Source organism: Parabacteroides sp. AF48-14 (assembly GCF_003477465.1).
Classification (GTDB): domain Bacteria; phylum Bacteroidota; class Bacteroidia; order Bacteroidales; family Tannerellaceae; genus Parabacteroides; species Parabacteroides acidifaciens.
This window is the reverse complement of the sequence record NZ_QUDI01000065.1, coordinates 1-20699: the sequence shown is the minus strand read 5'-3', so window position 1 is coordinate 20699 and position 20699 is coordinate 1. Positions and strand designations below refer to the sequence as shown.

The 20699-nt window shown below is 45.2% G+C and carries 16 protein-coding genes, 1 tRNA gene and 3 pseudogenes; 12 read left to right on the top strand and 8 right to left on the bottom strand.

Features of this window, described 5'->3' with window-relative positions:
• Window positions 1–380 precede the first annotated feature (380 nt).
• Entirely contained in the window at window positions 381–2918 is a 2538-nt protein-coding gene (locus DW083_RS20640; protein WP_122333706.1) for a glutaminase domain-containing protein, read from the bottom strand.
• 343 nt (window positions 2919–3261) lie between these two features.
• On the opposite strand from DW083_RS20640, the gene DW083_RS20635 reads away from it, so the two are divergent.
• From DW083_RS20635 to DW083_RS20570, 12 genes and pseudogenes are all read left to right on the top strand, one after another.
• Entirely contained in the window at window positions 3262–4980 is a 1719-nt protein-coding gene (locus DW083_RS20635; RefSeq protein WP_122333705.1) for a phosphoethanolamine transferase, read from the top strand.
• Entirely contained in the window at window positions 4980–7460 is a 2481-nt protein-coding gene (locus DW083_RS20630; RefSeq protein WP_122333704.1) for an ATP-binding protein, read from the top strand. The genes DW083_RS20635 and DW083_RS20630 overlap by 1 nt, the downstream gene beginning before the upstream one ends.
• Before the next feature lie 375 nt (window positions 7461–7835).
• A complete protein-coding gene (locus tag DW083_RS20625) occupies window positions 7836–9014 on the top strand; it encodes a DUF418 domain-containing protein (RefSeq protein ID WP_122333703.1) in 1179 nt (392 codons plus the stop codon).
• A gap of 113 nt (window positions 9015–9127) precedes the next feature.
• Window positions 9128–10489, top strand: a pseudogene (locus tag DW083_RS20620) (sigma-54-dependent transcriptional regulator).
• A gap of 724 nt (window positions 10490–11213) precedes the next feature.
• Window positions 11214–11285, top strand: a tRNA-Lys gene (locus tag DW083_RS20615).
• 273 nt (window positions 11286–11558) lie between these two features.
• Window positions 11559–12791, top strand: a complete 1233-nt coding sequence (locus tag DW083_RS20605; RefSeq protein WP_117596360.1) for a site-specific integrase — start codon at window positions 11559–11561, stop codon at window positions 12789–12791.
• A 75-nt stretch (window positions 12792–12866) separates the two neighbouring features.
• Window positions 12867–13409, top strand: coding sequence for an ORF6N domain-containing protein (locus tag DW083_RS20600; protein WP_122333702.1), 543 nt, complete (start codon window positions 12867–12869; stop codon window positions 13407–13409).
• 258 nt (window positions 13410–13667) lie between these two features.
• The gene (locus tag DW083_RS20595; RefSeq protein ID WP_122333701.1) at window positions 13668–14120 is read left to right on the top strand and encodes a RadC family protein; all 453 of its coding nucleotides are present in this window, start codon (window positions 13668–13670) and stop codon (window positions 14118–14120) included.
• Window positions 14121–14528: 408 nt separating this feature from the next.
• Window positions 14529–15062 (top strand): antirestriction protein ArdA, encoded by a 534-nt coding sequence (locus DW083_RS20585; protein ID WP_122333700.1) that lies wholly within the window; start codon window positions 14529–14531, stop codon window positions 15060–15062.
• A gap of 43 nt (window positions 15063–15105) precedes the next feature.
• On the top strand, window positions 15106–15318 hold the full coding sequence (locus DW083_RS20580) for a hypothetical protein (protein ID WP_032533122.1): 213 nt from the start codon (window positions 15106–15108) through the stop codon (window positions 15316–15318).
• Between the two features lie 24 nt (window positions 15319–15342).
• Window positions 15343–15558, top strand: a complete 216-nt coding sequence (locus DW083_RS20575) for a DUF3873 domain-containing protein (protein WP_028897889.1) — start codon at window positions 15343–15345, stop codon at window positions 15556–15558.
• A gap of 20 nt (window positions 15559–15578) precedes the next feature.
• Complete coding sequence (locus DW083_RS20570) at window positions 15579–16058, top strand: hypothetical protein (RefSeq protein ID WP_122333699.1); 480 nt, start codon at window positions 15579–15581, stop codon at window positions 16056–16058.
• 301 nt (window positions 16059–16359) lie between these two features.
• On the opposite strand, the gene DW083_RS20565 is transcribed toward DW083_RS20570, so the two are convergent.
• From DW083_RS20565 to DW083_RS20535, 7 genes and pseudogenes are all read right to left on the bottom strand, one after another.
• Window positions 16360–16677: a hypothetical protein gene (locus tag DW083_RS20565; protein WP_008766847.1), complete on the bottom strand. Its 318-nt coding sequence runs from the start codon at window positions 16675–16677 to the stop codon at window positions 16360–16362.
• Window positions 16678–16690: 13 nt separating this feature from the next.
• Window positions 16691–17140: a DUF3872 domain-containing protein gene (locus DW083_RS20560; protein WP_028897891.1), complete on the bottom strand. Its 450-nt coding sequence runs from the start codon at window positions 17138–17140 to the stop codon at window positions 16691–16693.
• A gap of 21 nt (window positions 17141–17161) precedes the next feature.
• Window positions 17162–17740, bottom strand: coding sequence for a conjugal transfer protein TraO (locus DW083_RS20555; RefSeq protein WP_122333707.1), 579 nt, complete (start codon window positions 17738–17740; stop codon window positions 17162–17164).
• Between the two features lie 2 nt (window positions 17741–17742).
• Window positions 17743–18650: pseudogene (gene traN / locus DW083_RS20550) on the bottom strand (conjugative transposon protein TraN).
• Between the two features lie 33 nt (window positions 18651–18683).
• Window positions 18684–20069, bottom strand: a complete 1386-nt coding sequence (gene traM / locus DW083_RS20545; protein WP_122333698.1) for a conjugative transposon protein TraM — start codon at window positions 20067–20069, stop codon at window positions 18684–18686.
• On the bottom strand, window positions 20044–20349 hold the full coding sequence (locus tag DW083_RS20540) for a TraL conjugative transposon family protein (RefSeq protein ID WP_011107099.1): 306 nt from the start codon (window positions 20347–20349) through the stop codon (window positions 20044–20046). Before DW083_RS20540 ends, traM begins: the two co-directional genes overlap by 26 nt.
• Window positions 20350–20352: 3 nt before the next feature.
• A pseudogene (locus tag DW083_RS20535) lies at window positions 20353–20598 on the bottom strand (conjugative transposon protein TraK); the annotation flags it as partial.
• Window positions 20599–20699: the final 101 nt, after the last annotated feature.

Sequence of the window (20699 nt, the reverse complement as noted above, 5' to 3'; positions counted from 1 at the left end):
GCGAACCGCCCAAATAGCGACATTGTATCACCGTTAAATCATCATTTATTGTTTCATATCTGCCAAATAGTGAAGCAATAACAGATAAACACCGGTCCTCTATTGCATGTTACGGTTGTATTCTTTTCATGTCACAACTGTCTTCCTTCTGTGTTACGGTTGGATTTCTTTTGTTTCACGGCTGTGACATGAATAGCGGGTAGGTTTGGAAGGGGCACACATTCCGCATCGTTCATTCTATCTGCCGGGTTATTCATTCCTTTACGGCACTATAACCCCATGAAGTACTGCAATACCATTTTATAGCCAATCTTGCCAAGCCAAGACCTTCCCGCTTGCTTACAGTTTTAAGAATGTTTGAACCTGTAAATGCTGATTTCTCAATCTTTGGATCTATCCGATAAACGTTTCTCCAGCAATCGCATATAATAGCCGCCTACAACCGAACGGGCCTGGAAGCCGCGTTGTGTTCCGTCGGAGGTGTAATGCCAGTCGCTTAGCGGGACACGTGAAGTCGTTTCGTTGGCATATTGCCATACCGGGAGCATAAGCGTTTCAAAATCGCTTTCATCTCCGGTCAGACAGGCACTCCAGAGAATCCAGTCCGATTTGGTATAATCTTCACGGTTATCCAACGGTAACCCATATTTGTTTTGTTTGGTCTTGTAATAGGCCATTTCCGTCTCTGCAACTTCGGTCGGGAAGATATTCAGACCTAACAGGCGGTCCCAAACCAGATTATACTTCTGGCTCCAGGTCCCGGACTTGTCGAATGTCAACTTGTAATGATCGCCGTCTTTTGCCATTGCAACCCATTTCCCTGCCATTTCGCGTGCAGTCGAGAGGTAGGATTCGGCAATCTCTTTCTTGCCTAACATCTCCGCCATCTTGCCATAGCCGGCTACTCCCATGATGGCTTTGATAGACAGGTTGGCATTGTGGGCGAAGTGGCCGGCAAAGTCGTCCGTACAGAGTTGGTTCTCCGGATCGAGCCCTTCTTTCTTCAGGTAATCGGCCCAGATTGTCAGTACATCCCAATGTTTGGCCGCATAGTCGGCATTTCCTTCGATTGTGGCAATGGCAGTTGCCAAGATCAGCATATTGCCGGATTCCTCGACCGGCATATCGCCGCCATACGTCTGTCCGTTAGCCTGCGGATAGGTACCGACATCGTGCGCTGGGAACGGTTTGTTCCATTTGCCGCTTTCGCTATAATAGAAGATCGGGTTCATCATGCCTTTCAGCAGTTCCGGATTGTAGCACAAGAACATGGGAGCTGACGGATACGTGATGTCAACCGTGCCGATCGATCCGTTGCTGAAGTTCTCTTTTGAGAAGAACAGCAGGTTGCCTTCTTTGTCCGTTACCAGTTTATGGGCTCCGATAGCCTGGCGATAGGCCAGTGCGCAGAGTTCGGCATATTCCTGACCGCCGGTTGCCGCTGTTTCCTGCATCAACTGTGCGTCGAAATCCGTACAACGTTTCATCATCCTGGCATAGTCCTGCTGGCCTTTGGCAAAGGCATCGAAAATATCGACCTGCCCGTCATGTTTCCAATAAGCCATCCGGTTATCGTTGAAATATTGGATCGCATACAAATCGTCGTATCCGATCAGCAGATGTCCCGAAACAATCTGGTTATCGACTGTGCCTAAGTTGTCGGAGTATGCTAAAACTGTCATCTGCTTTTCCATATCCGAAGAGACATTGTCGGCGTTGCCCGATAGTTTCCCGACAGACATGAATGCTTTCTTTGCGGCGTAATATTCATCGATAGCGACTGTTACATTCGGAGACTGCGGGGCTGAGAGATAGAAATATCCCCAGTCGATGCGTTGGTCGTCGCCTTTCTTTCCTAATATATCCTGGTCGACAGAGCCTGTTTTCAGGTAGACATATCCGTCTTTTTCGATCTTCTCGAAAGAAACCGGCTGGTCGATTGTGTTGACAGCCCATTGAGGCGTTGCTTCCAGATATAACTGTACGTCGTGAGCTTTGCCGTTCAGTGAACGGGCCTGGTAGGTGATGTAGTTATATGGAGCTGTCATGGCATCGAGGTCGTCCATCAGCATCGGAGCAGTGAAGATCAGATCCAGTTCGACCGGGCCGCATTCGAATGTGTAATAGGTTTGGGTCGGCATGACGGTTACCGATTTCTGGACCGCCTTGTTGTCGAATGTGTCCCCCCGTTTCACCTTTTTCATGATACCCATATCTACATATGCACCGCCGCCATTGTTACGGCAATGGGCGGCCAGGATATTTCCGGTCGGTTTCAGCGTGTTTGCAATATCCTGAGGGATCTCTTTCAACAAGTCGTAATCCAGGCCATTGCCCGTTACGGCAACCTGTTGGCCGTTTACATACAGTTCGATATTGTCATCGTGGGAGTATTGGAGGAAGAGGGATTCTTTCGCTGTCCCTTCCGGCCAGTCGAACGAACGGCGTACCCAGATATCGCCGTCTTGCCACGGTGTGGAACGGTAAGGATTGTCTTCGGTTCCAAACGCGGCCTTACCCGTTTTCCATCCTTTTGTGTCGTAATCGGGAGCCATCCATTCCCCTTGGGGCTGGCTGAACGTATAGGTGGCATCCCAAAGGCCGGAGGCTGCCGTACCGACAACCGGAGTGACCTCGACTTTGTCTACACCCATAAAACGGTATGAAACACCGTCTACGCGCAAGCTTCCTAACAGCGGGAAATTACGTCCGGTCCAGTGGCGCACGCTCTCTTCATTCAGTCGGTCGGCAAATGACCAGGCGCTGGTGTACGGGTCGATAGTCACCAACGGGGTGGCTGGTGCACGCAATTCATTTTTTGCAGCAGGAGCATATGCCTCACTCGTTGTGCGGGTGTTCGATGAACAAGCACTTAGCAGAGTGGCACAGACTGACAGCAATGCAATTTGTCTTTTCATTTTTGTTTTTATTTTTATAGATGATAGTTTAATAATCTGCTTAGGTTGCCCGAAATTAGAGATAAAAAACGAGAGTAAGAAGCTATTTGTTTATGTCACTGTGTGATTGCACGATTTTTGAAAGCATTTGCATGATTTTTGAAAACTTTTGTTCGGCTTTCCTTCGTTCTCAAAAGGCATAATTGGGATGTAACTGTCTTTTAATAAAATCGAAATAACTTTTTTTTGTGCTTCTGCTGTATGCGTATATGAGGGATAACCCCTACATTTGCCGATTACAGCAAGGCTGTAGCGAGAGGGGATAAGAATAGTTGATAAATTTGGCTTTTACAGGCGAAAATAGATGAAGCATTTTACGAATATTTTACGTTGGTTATCTGTACAGAAACACTTATATATCTTGTTTGGATTGTTGTTTATCATCCCGAATTGTGTTTTCCTGTTTACAGAGCCATTGCCGGTTTCAGTCGGGATTGCTTCCATTATCATGCCGTTGGCATTCTGGATGGGAGTTTTGTTGCTGGCACGCAGACCGGGGATAGTGGTTTGGTGCCTGCTGCCGAAGATTATACTGGATGGAGGGCAGTTGGTCTTATTATATCTTTTTGGCGAATCCGTCATTGCGGTGGATATGTTTCTGAACCTGACGAGTTCGAATGCCTCCGAAGCCAGTGAATTATTGGGGAATATCTTCCTTGTCATAATCTGTGTGTTTTTCTTTTATACACTTCCCACGCTGTGGCTGGCTACGCGTTCGGTCCGGTTGAAGGACCGGCTGACAAACGTGTTTCGCCGGAAATGGGCGTTGAGGAGCCTGGCATTGTTTTTGATCGGAGTCGCTCTTTGTTTCCTGTCTCCTCTGCAACATCATCGTTTCTCGCTGAAAGATGATGTTTATCCGGTTAATGCGCTTTATAACCTGTATTTTGCGATTACCAAATCGGAAAAGAATGCTAACTATCATATTACTTCCGCCGATTTCCGATTCGATTCTATCCGCAAAGCCCATCCGGAAGGTAAGCGGGAAATCTACGTATTGGTAGTGGGAGAGACGTCACGCGCCATGGAGTGGAGCCTGTATGGCTACGAACGCAATACGACTCCCCGGATGAAACAGCTCGACGGACTTGTCCATTTTACGGATGTGGTGACGCAATCCAATAATACGCATAAGAGCGTCCCGATCATCCTTTCCGCAGCCAGCGCCGAGGATTATGGAGTTATCTATGACGAGAAAAGCATTGTTACTGCATTCAAGGAAGCCGGTTTCCGTACGTTAGTCATCGCCAATCAAAAGCTCACAACCTCGATGATTGGGGCTTTTTACCGGGAGGCCGATTCTTTTATCGATATGAGTAGTTTCAATACCGGCTCTTATCTGACTTCTTTATATGATGCCTCGCTTTTGCCTTATTTGGAAAAGGAACTGGATAAATCGGACGACGATATGTTTGTCGTTCTTCATACATACGGATCGCATTTCAATTATCACGAACGCTATCCGGCCGAGTTCCGCTTCTATACACCTGATAAGGCGGAAGGTATCCGTGCCTCCTATAAGACCGAATTACGCAATGCCTATGACAATTCGATCCATTATACGGACTATGTGCTGGGTGAAATTGTGGATATGTTGAAAAAGAAGAATGCCTGTGCGTCGATGCTTTACTTGAGCGATCATGGGGAAGATATTTTTGACGATTCCCGCGGGCGGTATCTGCATGCTTCGCCGATACCTACTTATTACCAGTTGCATATCCCGTATATAATCTGGTTTTCGGACAATTACCGGGAGCTGTTTCCCGACAAATACTGGACGGCAGTTTCCCATCAGGCTTATCCGGTCAGCACAAACAGCGTGTTCCATACCATGCTGGATATCGCAAACGTGCAGACAGCCGTGTCGGATTCTTCGTTGGCGCTGACCAGTAAGGCTTTCGACATACGCGACCGTATGTTCTTGGGTGATCACGACGAACCGGTTCCTTTCTGGAAAGTCGGGCTGAAAAAGGCCGATTTTGTTATGTTGGACAAATGGAAGATGGCTTATCGTAAAGACTGATGAGTGCACAGAACGGGCATACTACAAGTAAGGTCATACTGGGATACTTGTTATTGATCCTGGTAGCTGTCTGTGCAGTCGTTTATATCTATAATGTCATCGAACAGTTTGCTGATGAAGAAGATCCCAGCAGCAAGTCGAGGGAGAAAGTCTATCTGGTCACGAACACCCTTTCCCTTCTTTATGAAAGTGAGGCGCTCGGACAGGTGATCGGACGTCCGCAAGGTGAGATCAGCCATTTTAACCGTACCTTGAACAAGGCCTTGCAGAATATGGATTCCCTGCGCACATTGGTGTCAAATCCGGCATTGCTTCCCAAAATAGATACGATCGACATGCTGATCGAACAGAAACGTTTGAATACCCGCCGATTGTTGGAGACCTGGCAGGAAACGAACGCCGAACATCTGTATGCCCAGAATATTGAAAAAGTAATTGCCCAACAGGATACAGTAGTCCGGCAGGTTGAAATACAGGAGCGTGTGATCATACATCAGGATTCCGTAAAGACTCCCCAACCCCGTAAACCGCGTGGCTTCTTCCGCCGTCTTGCCGATGCTTTCTCTCCGCCAAAGGAAGATTCTGCAGTAGTGGTCAATACAACCCGGCAGATTGTGACGGATACATTGGTGAACGCCTTTAATCCGGCAGATACGATCGTGACAGTTCTGAAAAGCCTGCAGGACAGTGTTGCGGACCAACGCAAACAACTTGTCGACCAGTTGTTGGAGCGCGCTGCCAATCTGCGTTATAACAACAGTATTATCACGAGCCGGATCAACCAGATGTTGCGTGATATTGAGGAAGAAGAGATGAACGTTTCGATGGAGCGTGTCGTGAAGAAGCAGGAACTTCTGCGCGAAACGTCCTATCTGATTGCCGGTATCGCTGTCCTGTCTCTGATTATTGTGATTGTCTTTATCATCCTGATTGCGCGCGATATATCCCGGAGCCAGTATTATCGGCAGCAATTAGAGAAAGCAAAACAGTATGCGGAGGATTTGTTGCACAGGCGGGAGAAGCTGATGCTGACCATCAGTCATGATATCCGGGCTCCGCTCTCTTCCATTATCGGCTATATCGAACTGTTGATGCGCCGCCATCCGGATGAGCGCCAGCGTTATTATCTGGAGAATATGACAGGCTCTGCCGACCATATCCTTTCGTTGGTGAACGGCCTGCTGGATTTCCACCGGCTGGAATCCGGACAGATGGAGATACAGAACATACCTTTTAGCGTGCGAACACTTTTCAATGAAATATATGGCAGCTTCCGCCCGATTGCCGAGTCGAAAGGGTTGTCGTTTGTGTTGAACCTGAAAGAAGAGGGGATGGACCGGATTTATTCCGGTGATCCGATACGCCTTCGCCAAGTGGTCAGCAACCTGTTATCCAATGCGATCAAGTTTACGCATGAAGGGCGTGTGGTTCTGCTGGTCAAGTTTTCTCCGGCTGATAGCCAATTGTCTATTACTGTCAGTGATTCCGGTACGGGTATTCCGGAAGAAGAACAGGAAAAGATTTTCGGTGAATTTACCCGCCTTTCCAGTACGGAAAAGGAGGAGGGATTCGGCCTGGGACTTTCCATCACCCGCAAACTGATCGAGCTGATGGGAGGGGCGCTTACGCTGAAAAGCGTTCCGGGAAAAGGGAGTGACTTTACGATTGTGATGCCGTTGCAGGAATCGGATGTACAGACATTGCCGGCAGCTTCCGTTCCGGAAGAGGACGAGGCCGAAGCGGAAACGTTTGAAGGACGTGAAATCTATTGCCTGCTGGTCGATGACGATCCGTTGCAGTTGGCGCTGACCGAAGAATTCCTGAAACGCAACCATGTGGAAGTAGCCAGCTGTACGAATCCCTTTACCGTAGTCGACATCCTCCGTAACAGTTCTTTCGATGCCATCATCACCGATATACAAATGCCGGGCATGGACGGTTATGGATTGCTGAGCGCCATCCGTACATCGGGTATCCCCGGAACAGATACGGTGCCGGTAATAGCTCTTTCCGCCAGCGTGGAAAACGAACATACCCATTACCTGGAGGTCGGCTTTACCGGATTCCTGAACAAGCCTTTCACGGCAAAACAATTGATAGCCTTGTTGAATAACCTGTTGCAGGCTAATATACAGGCCGAGACGTCGCCCGAATTCAATTTCGATTCGCTCACTTCCTTTGCCGGAGAAGACAAAGAGGCCTCCGCATCCATTATCCGGACGTTTGCCGAGGAAACGAATAAAAGCATTTCACTCCTGCAGCAGGCATTGGATGCAACAGAACGTGGTCCGGCTGCAAAGATTTCCCATAAATTGATTCCACTTTTCACTATGTTGGGAGCGACTGACCTGGTCGCACAACTGCGGATTCTCGAGAAGAACGACGAAGCTGTGACAGACGATGGCTGGAAGCGGCTACTGTCCGAAGTGATCCGCCAGGCAACAGTAATAGTCAATCAGGCTGTGGAACGCTATCTGTAGAAATATTCCACACTTGTGTCCATAAATTCCCCGTTTATAAAGAGGCTATAATTATCCTTCGTAAAACATTCTATATGATATATCTGTTAGAATATAAGAGTTTACGAAAAAATATCGTGGACATGACTTTGTTTGGCACGATATTCGCTTCCTCTTTAAGTAAGAAGCGGAAGTGGACGTTTCTACATTTAAACCGTTTAAAGTTATTATGTTCGAGTATTCTATTTAAGTCTGCAAAACAAAAAGAGCGCCTAAAAGGGTGCTTTTTTTGTTTTATATAACATCTTTGCCTACTTTTGCAGCGTGAATTAGCAGTAGTCAATAGCCTGTCAATTCATAATTTATAATTCATAATTCATAATTTACTTTCTTACCATGGAGCACGGACTTTTGGCTAAATCATCTCGTATAGAGGTGGTGGATGCACTTCGCGGTTTTGCCGTTATGGCAATTATGTTACTGCACAACATCGAACATTTTAATTTTTATGATTTTCCAACGCCTTCTTCGGAATTTATGCAGGCAATGGATAAAGGGGTATGGGAAACTCTTTTCTTCCTTTTTTCCGGTAAGGCCTATGCTATCTTTTCCCTGTTGTTCGGTTTCAGCTTTTTTATCCAGTATAACAACCAGGCAAAAAAAGGCAAGGATTTCCGGTTGCGTTTCCTGTGGCGCCTTTTCCTTCTCTTTATTATAGGATGTTTCAACGGGGCGTTTTTCCCGGGGGATATATTGGTGCTTTATGCTATTATAGGCGTGGTGCTGGTGCTGGTCTGCAAATGGAGCGACCGGGCAGTTTTGATAACGGCTATTATTCTGATGCTCCAACCGCTTGAATTGGGTAAGTTCTTTTATGCAATGATGAACCCCGACTATGTGCCGGCTGCCGGTATCTGGCGTATTCACAGCCAGCGTATGTATCCGTTCCTGTCGCAGCCGGATTTCTGGGCGATGGTCAAATCCAACCTGTGGGACGGCCAGTTGTTCAGCCTTTTGTGGGCATGGGGATACGGACGTTTCTTCCAGACTGCCTCTTTGTTCCTGTTGGGGATGCTGATCGGCCGTAAACAGTTGTTTGTGAATCTGTCCGAACACCGCGTGTTCTGGATGCGGACTTTGGTTATAGGAGCAATCTGTTTTGTCCCGTTGTATTTCATCACAGCCTCCTTGCCGGATCTGATTCCCAATAAGGCGATGTTGACCCCGATGAATACAGTAGTCTCTTCTTTCCGCAATTTCTCCTTTATGTGTGTGTTGGTTGCAGGCTTCGTATTTCTGTGGCAACAGGTTTCGACGCATAAAGTGTTACACGGATTGGTCCCTTACGGAAAGATGAGTTTGACGAACTACCTGACACAATCCATTATCGGCTCATTTGTTTATTTCGGCTACGGTCTGTCCCTGTACGATGACCTCTGCACGACCGCCAGCTTCGGAGTCGGTGTCTTATTGTTTATCCTTCAGTTAGGTTTCTGCCATTGGTGGTTAAGCAGATATAAGCAAGGTCCGTTTGAAGGTGCATGGCGTAGAGCGACATGGATATTTAGTAATTGAAAATTGAAAGTTGAAAATTGAAAATTAGAGTGGCGGTGCTATCTATTTTCAATTTTCAACTTTCAATTTTCAATTATCTCGCTATCTTTGTATATGAAACAAAAAAGAATAATATGCCGTCTATTCTGATTTTAGAAGATGATATAACATTCTCGTTGATGCTGAAAACCTGGCTGGGAAGGAAAGGCTTCGAAGTCAGTTCGGTGTCATCGGTTTCGGATGCAAAGAACCGGATAGAGGATGTTTCTTTCGATCTGATCCTGTCGGATCTGCGCTTGCCGGACGGGGATGGGATCGACCTGTTGAAGTGGATAAAAGAAAATAATATTTCAATACCCCTGATCATGATGACCAGCTATGCAGAGATACAAACAGCTGTGCAAGCGATCAAATTAGGGGCATCCGATTATATTGCCAAACCATTGAACCCGGACGAGCTTTTAGGTAAGATCCGGGATGTGATAAAGGCTGTAGGGGAGGAACCTGCTGCTCCGGTTGCTGAACCTGTCATGCGCCCGGCGAAGCGTCCGGACCTCGGGTAACAATCATAGTCAGTATATCGAGGGGCAGAGCCAGGCTGCGCGCCAGCTTTATGAACATGTACGATTGGTTGCGCCGACGGATATGTCCGTCCTGATCACCGGATCGAGCGGGACAGGAAAAGAATACGTCGCCCGCCGTATTCACGAACAGAGTAACCGGAAGAAAGCTCCTTTCATCGCCGTCGATTGCGGAGCTATCCCGAAAGACCTGGCTGCCTCCGAATTTTTCGGTCATGTGAAAGGCTCGTTTACCGGAGCTATCGATAATAAGGAAGGCGCTTTTGTGGCTGCCCAGGGAGGAACAATTTTCCTGGACGAAATTGGAAACTTATCGTATGAAGTGCAGGTGCAGCTTCTTCGTGCCCTGCAGGAGCGTAAAGTGAAACCGATAGGCAGTAACCAGGAGATTGTGATTAATGTCCGTCTCATCTCTGCAACAAACGAGAATCTGCGTGTAGCGATCGATAAGGGCGATTTTCGTGAAGACCTGTATCACCGTATCAATGAGTTTACAGTCCGCATTCCCGATTTGAAAGAACGGAAAGAAGACCTTTTGCTATTTGCGAACAGCTTTTTGGATCAGGCGAATATGGAATTGCAGAAGGATATTATCGGTTTTGACAATGACGTGATACGTCTTTTCCAGTCTTATTCATGGCCGGGCAATCTGCGCCAGATGAAGAATGCAATCAAGTATGCAACTTTATTGGCTACCGGCCGTTATATCACCCGGAATGAACTTCCGGAAGAACTGACTGCCGCCCCGGTTTCTACTCCGGTCAATATCCAGCTAAAAAATGAGACGCACGAATGCGAGATGATCAAGCGAGCCCTCCAGGAAGCCGGAAACAACAAAACGAGGCTGCCCAGCTATTGGGAATCGACCGGAAAACGCTTTACAATAAATTGAAAGCGTATCATATTGAGGAATAAGAAAACCGACTTATTGTATAAAACTCATTTTTCAGGTTCGAAAGGTTCCTGAATGTGAATAAATATTAATCCCCTTTTTGATGTCCCAAAAGGGGATTTTTTCATTTTTTCGGGTGTTTTTCTCCATTACGACCGTCTTCTTTGCCATTGCGACCGTGCTAATGTGTAGTGCACTCGGCACCTCGCGAAGATTAGGACGGTCATAATGGCGATTAGGACGGTCGTAATTGAAAAGAGGACCGTTTTCAAGGCAAAAAAGCACCTGAATTTCCTTGCGATATTTGGGACACCGTCCGTTTTGTTTTCAAATATTCGATTCTCCGGGAGTTAAGGTTTATCACATTGTCGGCGTTTCCATCTTTCGGTAATCTAATTGCACGCTTTTCGAAACGGACTGCGCACCTCATTTCATCTGGTGTCAGCCGGAGAGGTTAAAACCGTGAAAAGAGTCAAACAAAAATCGATCAAAATTTCGGATGAAATAGAAAAACGCCCGAAATGGGGGTTATTGTAATATTGTTTATTTTGTCGACTGTTTATTTGTTCGCCGGTTGTGGAGACTTAACAGTAAAAGTAAGCGATCTCAAAGCACCAATTTTATCCGTATAAAAAGCATCAAATATGCAAAATTCTATTCAAATCACAATTTATGTCTCCGAAAACTTGTGTAATAAAATAATACTTTCTATCTTTGCACCCGCATTACAGAAGTAATGCACAGGATGATTCGCTAGCTCAGCAGGTAGAGCACATCCCTTTTAAGGATGGGGTCCTGGGTTCGAACCCAGGCGGATCACATAAGAACAAAGCCAAACGGCGACAAAAAAGAGACAAGTCCTACAATATCAACGTATTGTAGGACTTTTTTTTATGTTTCAGTCCTGCCTGAAAGACAAAAAAGGGGCACGAAAAGACACAGTTGAGTATCCAAATCGTACCCCCTTCCCCCAAAAACGATTAGGGGGTACGATTGTCGGAAAATGGCTTACTTTTGACGTGATTTGTCTATACTCTATTTATCTCATTTACAGTGATTAAAATTAGTTTTGCAATCTAAAAAAGTGAGATTATGAAAAATGAAAAGAGTACATTCAGCGTATTGTTTTACCTGAAAAAAGACAAGATGAAAAAGAATGGTTTAGTACCCATTCATGCCCGTATCACAATCAACGGCAAACAAACCCAATTCAATACCAAGTTAGAAGTCCTTGAAACCAACTGGAAATCCGGCAGAGCCATAGGTAAATCAATGGAGATACAAAGGCTTAACTCCATGCTGGACGACATTAAGGCAAATATCCGTTCCCACTTCCACAACCAATTAATGCGGGATAGCTATGTTACCCCCGAAAGCGTGAAAAATGCTCTTTTGGGAAAAGAGGAAGAAGCCAATACCATCATTTCTTTTTTCACCCAGCACAACGACCAGTACAAGAAAAAGGTCGCAGCAGGTGAAGCGACCCCCAAAACCTACAGCCGATATGAACTGACAAAGTTACGCCTGATAGAATACATGAAAGATGAATATCGTGTATCAGACTTACCGATACGTCAAATTAATAAGGTATTTATTGAGAATTTCTACCTATATATAATAAAGAACCACGATTGTTCACCCAATACAGCAATGAAGTTTATCCAACGTTTCCGTACAGTGGTAAACTTTGCACAAGCTACCGGATTAATTACTGCTGACCCGTTTGCTCATTACAAACTTAAATTCGAGTATATCGAAAGAGGGTATCTTGACAAGGACGAAATAAGCAGGTTATGCAATAAAGAATTTGCTTCAAAGCGATTGGAACAGGTACGGGATATTTTTATTTTTAGCTGTTATACCGGACTTTCATACGTGGATATATGCGAATTAACCCGCAGCGACATCCGTATGGCATTCGATGATAATTTGTGGATTATAAAGAAACGTCACAAGACAAAAGTAACATCAAACATCCGTTTACTGGATATTCCGAAAGCTATCCTGAACAAATACGAGGGAAAACTTAAAAACGGTCAATTGCTACCTGTTATCAGCAATCAAAAAATGAATGATTATTTGAAAGAAATTGCAACGGTATGCGGTATTGACAAGAACGTCACATTTCACCTTGCAAGGCACACTTTTGCAACGACCATAACTTTAGCAAATGGTGTACCCATCGAAAGTGTATCTAAGATGTTGGGACACACCGACATTCGCACTACTCAAATCTATGCTAAAGTTATAGATGCGAAATTAAGTAACGATATGGAATTACTGGCACAGAAAATTAATACGAAAAAGGTAACTGCTGCCATATAAAAGATTAGGAACTGGTCACGATTTGTGACCAGTTCTAAAGATAACTTATCACTTAACAACTTAAAATATTGAATTATGGATTTACAAATCATTCAAAACAAGATTTATGAAATTAGGGGTTGCAGGGTTATGCTCGATAGCGACCTTGCGGCACTTTATCAGGTGGAAACAAAAGCGTTGAAACAGGCTGTTAAACGTAATATAGAACGTTTCCCCGAAGATTTTATGTTTGAACTGACAAAGGAAGAAGTGGAATGTTTAAGGTCACAAATTGTGACCTTAAAGAATAATCCCGATGAAATGGCAGCAGCAGCCGGTTCAAAACGTGGCAAACATACCAAGTATTTGCCTTATGTTTTCACGCAGGAAGGTGTAGCGGCTTTATCGGGTGTGTTACGTAGTCCTATTGCCATACAGGTGAATATTTCCATCATGCGGGCATTCGTAGCCTTGCGTCAAATGATAACAGGCTATCAGGAACTACTAAAGCGTATTGAAGAACTGGAAGAAAGTACGGATGCACAATTCAGCGAGATATACCAAGCACTGACCCAATTACTAAGCAAGCCCGAACCGAAGCCACGCAAACCGATAGGATATAGAACCTATGACGAATAACGGTTTAAGGTATTCGGTTGTCTAAGGGGTGTCACCAGTGATACCCCTTTTTCAGTTCCCTAAAGTAATGTATCTCAATCACAAATTTTAGCAAAGTTACAGCCCGGTGGGGACAAATACCAAATCCGAGCCGTTCCGGTTTTCTAAAAAATCTCCACACCTACGGGTCGTATTTTTTGAAAAGATATGGTTGAAGTCCCCGCCAAACTGTGGGTGTCCGGCAAAATTTCTTATTGTTTAATTTAAATTTCAGTAGTCATGAAAACAACAGAATTTACCATGCCGGAAATCACTATCTCTTATAAAGACAATGTAAAAGCATCCGAAAGGGTGAAAATACTCTCATCCGAAACGTCCTACTCTTACCTGAAACCGTTCTATATCGAATGTATGGAACATCACGAGGAAAGCCATGTAATGTTTCTCAATCGGGCAAATAAGGCTTTAGGCGTTTCCCTTATCTCTAAAGGCGGCATGGCTGAAACTGTAATGGACGTGAAAATCATCCTGCAAACCGCCTTGAAAGTCCATGCTTCGGGCATAATCCTCTCACATAACCATCCATCGGGCAACCTGCGTCCGAGTGAACCGGACAAACAAATCACCTCAAAAATAAAAGAAGCCTGCAAGGTATTGGATTTACACCTGTTAGACCATATCATCCTGACAGAAGAAAGCTATTACAGTTTTGCTGACGAGGGGCTTTTATAAGCCCTTTTTTTGTTACTGGCAACAAAAACACAATATCCTACTTTTAAAATAAAACCATTTTTCCAGTTTCTCCTATTGTAAATCTTCCTCTTAGGCAGTCCCCAGCCGAAGCAGTCATTATCGTATCACATAGGCAAAGGTATTTCCGTGTTCTTCACGTCTTTGCAAGGTCAAGCCCTAAAGGGTTTAAACAAAAATCTTCCTGTTGTACTTCGTCCAAAGAGTATTTTTCTTTAAAATCTTGCAAAGCCTAAACACTACCCTTTAAAGCCTATATGAAACGAAAACGACCGCCCCGACCGGAAACGCATAAAAAAAAAGTCAGATTTACGAGAAACAGGAAAAAAGGTTATGAAACTCAACTCCCTTACCTCTCAAATCCGCATAAATTTTAAAAGACACAGAATTATGGAAGCAGTAACATTATCAGAAGCAAGAGTTTATGTAGGTACTTACAACAAGTATAACAACGGTTCACTTTTCGGCAAGTGGTTAGACCTGTCCGACTATTCAGATAAGGACGAATTTTTGGAAGCGTGCCGGGAACTGCACAAGGACGACCAAGACCCGGAATTTATGTTTCAGGATTACGAAAATATCCCGGAAGCCCTGATTTCCGAAAGTTGGCTTTCTGAAAAGTTCTTTGAGCTTCGGGATGCCATCGAGAAACTAAGCGAAACCGAGCAGGAAGCGTTTTTCGTATGGTGCGACCACCACAACAGCGATATAAGCGAAGAAGATGCGGACGACCTTATTTCTTCCTTTGAGGACGAATATCAGGGAGAATATAAAGACGAGGAAGATTACGCCTATGAAATCGTAGAGCAATGTTACGACCTGCCGGAGTTCGCAAAGACCTACTTTGACTATTCGGCTTTTGCCCGTGATTTATTTATAACTGATTACTGGATGGATAACGGTTTTGTTTTCCGTTGCGCCTGATTACTAACCGGGTGGAGCAATCCACCCGCAATACACCAAGGCAATGAAAGTAAATAATAAGATAGCGACTTCTTTACGATGGTTCATACTTGCTTTTATCATCTATCAGGCAGCCACCAGCACCGCCGGAATGTGGATAGCCCTAATCATAGGCTTTTTTATTATCCGGTTCGTTCTCCGGCTGTTTATCTCCGCCGTTTACCTGTTTTGTATGGCGATTATTTTCATTGTGTTGCTCTCATTTTTGATTATCTGATAACTCATTATAAATTATAACGATATGGAAACTTTAAACAAAAACGGGGTAAGCATTACCCAAATACCGGGAGAAGAAAAATATGTGAAATGCTGTTTAGGCGCATTCAGGGGACAGATTTATTTCCAGTATGATTATCGCCATACAGATATGGAACTGTTCAGCACAGTGGCTAAAACGCTTGACGAATGCCGCAAACAGCGGGATGAATGGATTGCGAAAAAAGAAAAGAAACAATAACGATATAAATAAGTACATTTATGAAAACGACAGAAGTAAATAAAAAGATTATCGGCAGACGTTGCAAGTGCATATTTACGGGCTTACTGGTAACGGGTGTTATTGAGGACACCACAGAGGATAAATATATGGTCAGCGTGAAAGTACGTTTCGACACGCCGCACCAGTGGGGTGATGAACTTTATTCTTATGACTGGTCTTTCGGACGGAAAGCAGATGATTTCGGTTCATTGAAGTATTTGGAACTACTACCCGACAAAACAACATTCGATGCAATGATAGTTACTTTCGGCGAACCCATCGACACGCTGAACGACATTTTTGAAGACGTGAAAGCATGGGGTGTCTGTTCACTGAAAGGGTGGATAGATAGCTATGAAAGCACCCGTTTTACGCCCATAGACGTAGATAAGGCGGTTATAACGAGCGAATATAACATGGAATGTGTCAAAGAGTGGTTGGAACATAACACACCTGTAAAGAACATTATAATCGGTTAATAAAGAACGGCGGCAAATGCCGCCGCTACTTTCTTTCTGTGAGCCGAAGCGGACAAAGAAAGATAGCAAAGAAACCTGTTTCCATTCCCTATAAAAAAGATAACCCGGCGGGAAATACCCACCGGATTATCTACCATAACATTACGCATTACGTATCATTCCAATTCTTCGCCCCATAGTTCTTTATCGGTTGGAGCGTGTTTCATTTCATACCAGCACCAGCAACCAGCCAGCAGGTAAAAAGCAGCCAAAGCCACAAGGAATTTATCTATCATACGGATAAAATACATGAAACTCAATATCATCCCTCATGGAGCAGAAAGATAACTTTCAGAATGCACACCATTTCTTCATCTTCGGAATCAAATTTCCAAGTCCGCTTTTTTACAACCATTTCCGTATCATAGTCGAAATAATTCAATGCCGGAGAATCATCTTCTTCATCCGCCCACTTGAAAGCCTGATTGGACGGTGTTTTCCTTAATGCTATCCGGTCAGATGGTGAAATGCTTTCTTTATCCACTATCACAATATCACCGACTGCCGGAACTGCATCCGTTTTCCATGTGGTACTTACAAAAAATGAAATACCGTTTATATCCAATTCTATTTTAACCATGTTCTTTTTGTCTTTAATTGTTTTCTTCTTCCTTACTGTTGTCATTGTTAAATGAAAACGTAAGTTGTTCCAACTGCCCGAAGCTATCTTGAAAATACACATCTACCGTCTGTTGGTCGGTTGATGCAGAGGTATAGTAAAGCCGGAATGTTTCGCCCGGAAGAGGGTACAGGTCATTCGGCAGTAGAACCGTCCCATCGGACATTTTCAGCGTTCCCGCCCCGTCCGGCTGGAAATAGCGGATGAAATACTTTGTTTCCTCATACCGCCCGTCCCGGTGAAGCTGACACCTGATTTCGGCGGTTTCACCCACCTTTAATTTCTTCGGTACAGGCATCGTTTCAATACTGAACGGGTAAGACTGCTGTATATCCACATCGTCATTACACGCACCCACAAATAAGATGGCGGCCATTATATAGCAGCCCATTAAAATACGGCTTAAAATCTTTCTCATATACATTATATATAATAGGTTAGTTTATCACATTATTATCTTTAGACCGATACCGAACTGTGTATGGAACTTTCCAACGGAAGAACCGAACAGGCATCTTTCCCGTGCGTTAATCAGGAACACCACCCGGTCGGTAATGTAACTTTCCAGTTCCAGCGTCAGCGCACCGCCATAGACAAAACCGTCCTTATCGGTTAGGGTCGAGCCATCGGGCAGCAGCTTGTCACCCCAGTTACTTGTTTCGTACCCGGCAAGGGCAGACAATCCCAGCGAGAGGAAAAAGGTTTTCTTCCGGTCGGAAAGGAAGTTCATATAGTAACCGCCCTCACCTGTGAACTGGCTTACGGGTATCTGTAAATCCTTATAGGGGTAATGCTTTTCGAGGTATTCCCCGCCGATAACCCACCTGTTCCCATTTTTGGTATAGGTAGAGAGAGCCGCCCCGAAGTAATAAGCGAAATCGCTTTTACTGTTCCAGTGAACACCGTCCGCCATACCACCTGTAACCTGCAAACCTTTCATTCCCGGCAGACATCTTTGTGCGTGTGCCTGGTTAAAAGTCAGGCACAGCACAAAAAGGGATATAATACAGCATATCCTTTTCATGTTCATTTGATTTTAAGTTCGTTAATCACTTTAGCTGCCACTATATCCGAATTTTCCACCCGGATAGTTTGGTGCCTGCCCCCGTTCTTTTCCACCAGTTCGATAACCAATATCTTATCGTCAGGGATAGTGAACTGTGGAACGGTGTACACGGTGCGGACAGTACTTTTACCACCGATAACCAGTATCTCGTTATAGCTCCGCACCGGGTCGATAACGGTTTCCTGAATAGCCGTTCTTTTGGCTACTTTCTTATCCACAATCTGAAACGGATAAAATCGGTATCAAACGGTACGTTTGAACTGTTCCTTGTTTGTGTGTGGAAGTAGAACAGTCCGTTATGCGAATAAATGCCCTTTACCAAGAACTGCACCCCGAAACGCTTGCATCCCAAATGTTTTATTTCCCGGTCATTGTTCTTGTAGATGGACTGCATAATCAGCTTTACCAAAAGCGGGCTTTCGTTACCCAGTTCACGGAAATAGATGTTCATCCGGGTGTGGCTGAAATCCGTTGTGTCCTCATTCTCCAAGAAATCTTTCATTTCGATGTTCAGCATTTCCGGTTCATGTGCGTATTTCGCATTAAAGGAATAAAAGCTGCCATCCTCACAGATAACGGAAAAATTGGTTTCACCGGGAAAGCCCTCTGTCGTAGCCTTGACCCTGACAACATTTTCCGCCCCGTCCGCTTTTCCGGCAATAATGTAGTTACTGCCTAAATCCACGTACTTAACGGCAGACGGGAAAATAAGGTGTACCGTTTTGGCGAACGTCACCTGTACGCCGTAAGGTGTCACCATTTGACGGTAAGGCAGTTTCTTTGTTATACCCTGATACAAGTCGTTACTTTGTGCTTTCACGGAAACCACGCCCATGATAAGAGCGAATAAAATCATTAACTTTTTCATTTTGGATTGAAATTTTTATGGTTGATAAATAAATTACTGTTGTTTGGCGTAAAGCATCACCTGATAGTTCGCTTTCAGGTGTACTTTTACCGTTCTGAACTTCTTGGCAAGGTATTGCGACCCGCCCTGCATCAAGCCCCTTGTAATATCCATTGCGACCTGCTGCCCGGCACTTTGCGCAAAGGAAATGCTCGTACCCAGTCCCGCACCGATGTTCGCCATCGCTTCTTTGGCTGCTTCCTGTTCCAGTGACGAGGGTACGGAAAGCCCCTTTTGCCCGTCACTGTCATACACGGCGAGTTCCACCGGAATGATGTTACCTGCATATTCGAGCGAGGACACCAGTATGTCGAGCCGTTCCCCCTGCACTTTGGCACTTCCCGATACAAGGCTGTTTTTCGGGACAATCACATTACCTGCCTGTAACGGTTCTAACAGCCGGAGTTTAACGGTCTGCCCGTCCATAAGTGTTTGGTCGTTATGAACACACGCCCGGATAGTATTCTTTCCCATCGAATAACCACTGCCGACCGCCGTATTAAACCCGTAATTGCGTGGCTTACTGTATTCGGTGATAAATTCGCTGTTGCTCATGGGTTGCTGCAATCCTGAAACCGTCCTGTCCGATACCGATTTTACAGGTGTGGCGTTTCCTTTGCCCTGAACGGTTGCGGACGGTGCGACCTGTGCAATCTGTTCCGGTTGCGGTGGTACGCTTTGCCCGTTCTGTCCGTTCATGTATTTTGCCGCCAGTTCGTATGACTTTTCCATAAGAGCCACCTGTTCATCTATGCTGCCCGCCCCGTTTTCTTTGGCATCGAGCCGGGCAGTAAGTTCTTCCACCTGACGTTTCAGTTCCTCTTTTTCCTTGTCCTCTTTCGGCGTTTCATAGAAACTGCCTAACTGACGGTTCATGTCCCGGTAAGCCGCCGCCGAAGACTGGATAGAGGAACGGCTATTGTTCGGCGCACCTGCCCCGAAGTCTATTACATTGGTTTTCGGCTTTTCCGCCGGAGCATCATCTATCAGGGTCAAATCTTCCCCGTTCCCGTTTTCCTCTCCGAGCGAAAAGGCAAAATCCTGTAAGGAGCGCATCTTGTCCGCCTGTTTGTTCTCCATCTGTTCCTGTTCGTAAGCTGTCTTTTTATCGCTGATTATCCCGTCCCCTTTGGGTTGCGGAATATCGGCGTTAAATCCGCCCACGCTTTCCACCTTTGTTTCGTTCTTATCGGACGGTGCAAAAATCAGGTACATAGACCCCAAGAATACCAGTCCCATAAGCGGGTAAACCAGCATCTTCTTTCGCTGCTGTATCTGCTGGGGTGTCAGTTCCTTTTTCTCTTTTTTCTGTTTTTCAGGTTCTTTTCCCCTTGCCGTTTCCGGTGCGGGAGTTTCATTCTTCACTTCTTTTTCTTCCATTGTCTGACTGATTAAAAATATTCGTACTGTCTTTACTTTGAAGTTGTAACTGCCTGATATGTTCTATCCGTATGGTTTCGCCATCCTCTTTGCCTATCCGATAAATGGATGATACCGTAAAGTAGATGGATAGCCCGCCGAAGAACAGGAGCATAAGCAGGATTACCGCCAGCCTTATTTCCGGTGTCATGCGCCCGCACAGGCGGCGGAGTTTTTCATCCGCCCAGTCCTGAACATGGGTAATCGCCTGATTAACCGGAGAGAGTATTTTCCGTATCATGGTTTACCGCTTTATGGTGTTCAAGTCCTTGTTTTCCGTTATCTCGAAACTTTCCATGATAAAGCCGTGCGGGTTGTTGTCCGAGCGCACAGCGTTCAGCAACCGGCAACGGGTGACAAGGCTTCTTTCCGTCACGCTGCTTTCACGGATAATCATTTGCCGGGCATAGGTAGTCACCGCATACGGGTACACATCGAAATTGCATGAAACGCTGTCTATCCGTATTGTTTGGCTGATATTGCCCGATAGCCGGGTAGGTCAGCTCCCTTACGGGAGCCTTCCCCCCTAAGAACCGTACATGAAAGTTTCCCTTCATACGGCTCAAGCAACTCAAAGTTTCTGTTATGAAA